Source organism: Undibacterium sp. GrIS 1.8 (genome assembly GCF_040544445.1).
Classification (GTDB): domain Bacteria; phylum Pseudomonadota; class Gammaproteobacteria; order Burkholderiales; family Burkholderiaceae_D; genus Undibacterium.
Genome location: NZ_JBEONQ010000109.1, coordinates 1 through 3456, shown reverse-complemented (window position 1 = coordinate 3456; position 3456 = coordinate 1). Strand labels below are relative to the sequence as shown.

General features: G+C 44.3%; 2 protein-coding genes. Both read left to right on the top strand.

The window, feature by feature from the left end:
* The first annotated feature begins 325 nt into the window (after positions 1–325).
* Positions 326–1981, top strand: a complete 1656-nt coding sequence (locus AAKU64_RS22245; RefSeq protein WP_354363068.1) for a methyl-accepting chemotaxis protein — start codon at positions 326–328, stop codon at positions 1979–1981.
* A 419-nt stretch (positions 1982–2400) separates the two neighbouring features.
* Complete coding sequence (locus AAKU64_RS22240) at positions 2401–3429, top strand: hypothetical protein (RefSeq protein WP_354363067.1); 1029 nt, start codon at positions 2401–2403, stop codon at positions 3427–3429.
* Positions 3430–3456: the final 27 nt, after the last annotated feature.

Below are 3456 nucleotides of genomic sequence, written 5' to 3'. Positions count from 1 at the left end.
TCACATGTGCCGCTTCAAACAAGAAAACCAATCGCAACAGTGGCCACACCCATGCTCGACTTTACTGGTTTGGGTATTTTGCAAGAAGCTCATATTTAATCTCGGTAATTATTACTTCAGAAAAGTTTTGTCACGGTTTTATGTCGCTTCATTAAACGCAATCAAACTTGTTATGACAGCGTTGAGGCGAATAGGTGGTAGGATCAATTGCAAATATGTAAGGTGTTGTATTACTCCTTTATTTGCTTACTGAGTGCTCGCTTTGGACTAGCTATGACCAATGCATTAGCTTGCATGATTACCAACATCAACAAGGATCAGAATTATGAATTGGGACGCTACAGGCAGCTTTACCGTTAGATCAAGACTCTGGATCGGATTTGGATTAATCCTGACTCTAATGATCATCGTCACGATTATTGGAGTTGGCGAGGTCAACGCGATTTCCCGCGGCCTGATCACGATTGGTGACTTCAACAGCGTCAAGCAAAGATATGCGATTAATTTTCGTGGCAGTGTGCATGACCGCGCGATTGCGCTGCGCGATGTAGTTCTGGTGCCAAGCGATACCGAGTTGAAAACTGTCTTAGACCGAATTTCCAGCTTGTCGGCCGACTATGCCAAGTCTGCCGGTCCGCTTGACAAGATCTTTACCGATTCAAGAGAAATTAGTTCAGACGAAAAACAAATTCTGGCCAGCATCAAAGAAACAGAAGCTCGCACCATGCCGCTAATTGCCAAAGTTATTGCACAGCGCCAATCCGGCGAGGCCGACAATGCTAAACAGCTATTGCTGACCGAAGCAAAACCAGCCTTTGTTGAATGGTTAGCACGTATCAATAAGCTGATTGATTATGAAGAAAATTTGAACAAGGTGGAATCTGCTACGGCACGTTCGACCGCCAACGGTTTTCAAACGCTGATGTTATTGATGTGTCTGGGCGCAATTTTTCTTGGTGCCGTAGTTGCCATCTTTATTGCTCGTTCCATTACCGCGGCGATGGGCGGTGAGCCACGCGACGCGAGTGCGATTGCGCAAAGCATTGCCGCTGGAGATCTATCCGTTGAAATTCATACCGCACCCAACGATACAAGCAGCGTATTAGCGGCGATGCGCGATATGCGCGAGTCTCTTGTGAAGATCGTCAGCCAAGTTCGCAGCACCACTGATTCGATATATAGCGGATCATCAGAAATAGCCTCAGGGAATCAAGAGCTGTCGTCACGTACCGAGCAGCAGTCGATGGCACTCGAGAAAACTACCGCGTCGATGACTGAACTAACATCTACTGTCAAACAAAACGCCGGAAATGCCAAGCAAGCAAACCAACTTGCGCTATCCGCTTCAGAAGTCGCGGTCAAAGGTGGTGCGGTCGTCGCACGGGTCGTGGATACGATGCAATCAATCAATAGTTCTGCAAAGAAAATTGTCGATATTATTGGTGTGATTGATGGGATCGCCTTTCAGACTAATATTCTTGCCCTAAATGCCGCCGTCGAGGCAGCACGCGCGGGTGAACAAGGGCGTGGCTTTGCTGTGGTCGCCAGCGAGGTACGCAATCTGGCGCAACGCAGCGCCGCTGCTGCCAAAGAAATCAAGACCCTGATAGGCGACTCAGTCGAGAAAGTGGAAATGGGTAGCCAATTAGTCAGCGAAGCAGGCAGCACAATGGAAGAGATTGTTGGTAGTGTTAAAAAGGTGACGGATATCATGTCCGAAATCATGCTCGCCAGCGATAAGCAAAGTAGTGGGATAGATGAAGTGCACCATGCAATTAGTGAAATGGATCAGGTAACTCAGCAAAATGCTGCTATGGTCGAGGAAGCAGCTAGTGCTGCTGCGACCCTGCAAGCCCAGGCCAGCACTTTATCTGAGCACGTCGCTATTTTTAAATTGAGTAGCACCATGCAGCAATTAGTGCAAAGAGCTCCTCGCATGACAGCGTCGAAGCCCAAACTAGTCTTGAAACTGCGTAAATAACTTGGATGGGTGCTAGGCAATTCTAGGCGCCCATTTTTTTATTGGAAAACTAAAATTTCGCGTAAGAAATTTGTTAAATTTTATTGCTTGAGCTAAACCAAGTCTGATGGCTAGCACTCGGTCGCATTCACCCTTAGTCTGAGCGGAATTGTCCTGCGAGCGCATCAAACTGGTAGGCAAAATTCAGCCATCACCCTTAAACTAATGTTTGAATTCAAATCGGTTCGCGCTCCAACAGTTTATTCGGTAGCATGGAACTTATGCGCATGATTCGCCACGAGTAAACTCGTGGTCGAAATCGCAAATGAAATGCGTTTTCCGGAACAAATATTTTGGCGCGAGATATTTATTACTATTCTTTGCATTGCATGAGATATTGATTCCCAAGTCGATGCCGAAAGAATTGGATTCAAAATATTTTGAATCAACACCAAATTCGTCCCGTTATTTATACATATTTGACATTCATTTCATCAAGTTGTCATAAAGCTGGCGCAGCCTCTCTGCAACGCAACATTACCTCATTAATTGAAGCGAAATACCGTTTCAACGAAATTACCATGCCAATATTCCTCAGTCCTGCAATTGCTCTTATGCAGCGCTTACGCCTGCTTCCTAAGTTTGTAATTGTCGCTTTACTATTTTCTGTTCCCGCTATCGTCGTAACTGGTTTGCTCATAAAAGAATTAGACAAGTCAATAACGTTCACGAAAAGTGAACGTTTGGGCGTACAACAATTGCTGGTATCGCAAGAATTATTGCGACTTTTACAGCAGCATCGCGGGCTTCGGCATTTAGCTCTAGCAGGAAATGCGTCTGCCAAAGAATCATCAATAAAGAAGCAACAAGAAATCTTCTCTAAACTCTCGGCACTTGAAAAAATGCAACTAGAGCAAGGCAATGTTGACGCTGCGGTTCCGTTAAAAGCGATAAAACAGTCTTGGGAAAATATTGTTCAAAAGCTGGCAGCAACAAAAAATAAGGACAGTTATATAGACCATTCAACGTTAATTAATCAGGTCTATAAATTAAATTCCCAAATTGCTGACTACTCCAACCTAACGCTAGATCCTGAAGTAGATACTTATTACTTGATAAATATGTTTTCTAAAACTCTTCCTGATTTGGCAGAGGGGGTATCTGATATTGCTGGCCGAGGCGCAGCCTACATTGATACGGGTTTACTCGAACCAAATGAAGATGTGTTGATTAATTCTGACGTGATGCTGACGAAACGAGATATAGGCAGAATCCCCGGACAATTAGAAGCGATGTTTCGTGCGAACCCAGAATTCAAAAATAAAATGGATTCTCAGCAAGGAGTGGTTGCTAAGAATTTAGAATTTTTAGAACGAACTAAGACTGAAATATTAAATACTTTGAGATCTTTGCACGATAAAAAGCCAAGCAGAGTGTTTACCTCAAATGAGACAATAGCAACAGGATAAATTTAAAGAGTGGCAATCATGGCGTGG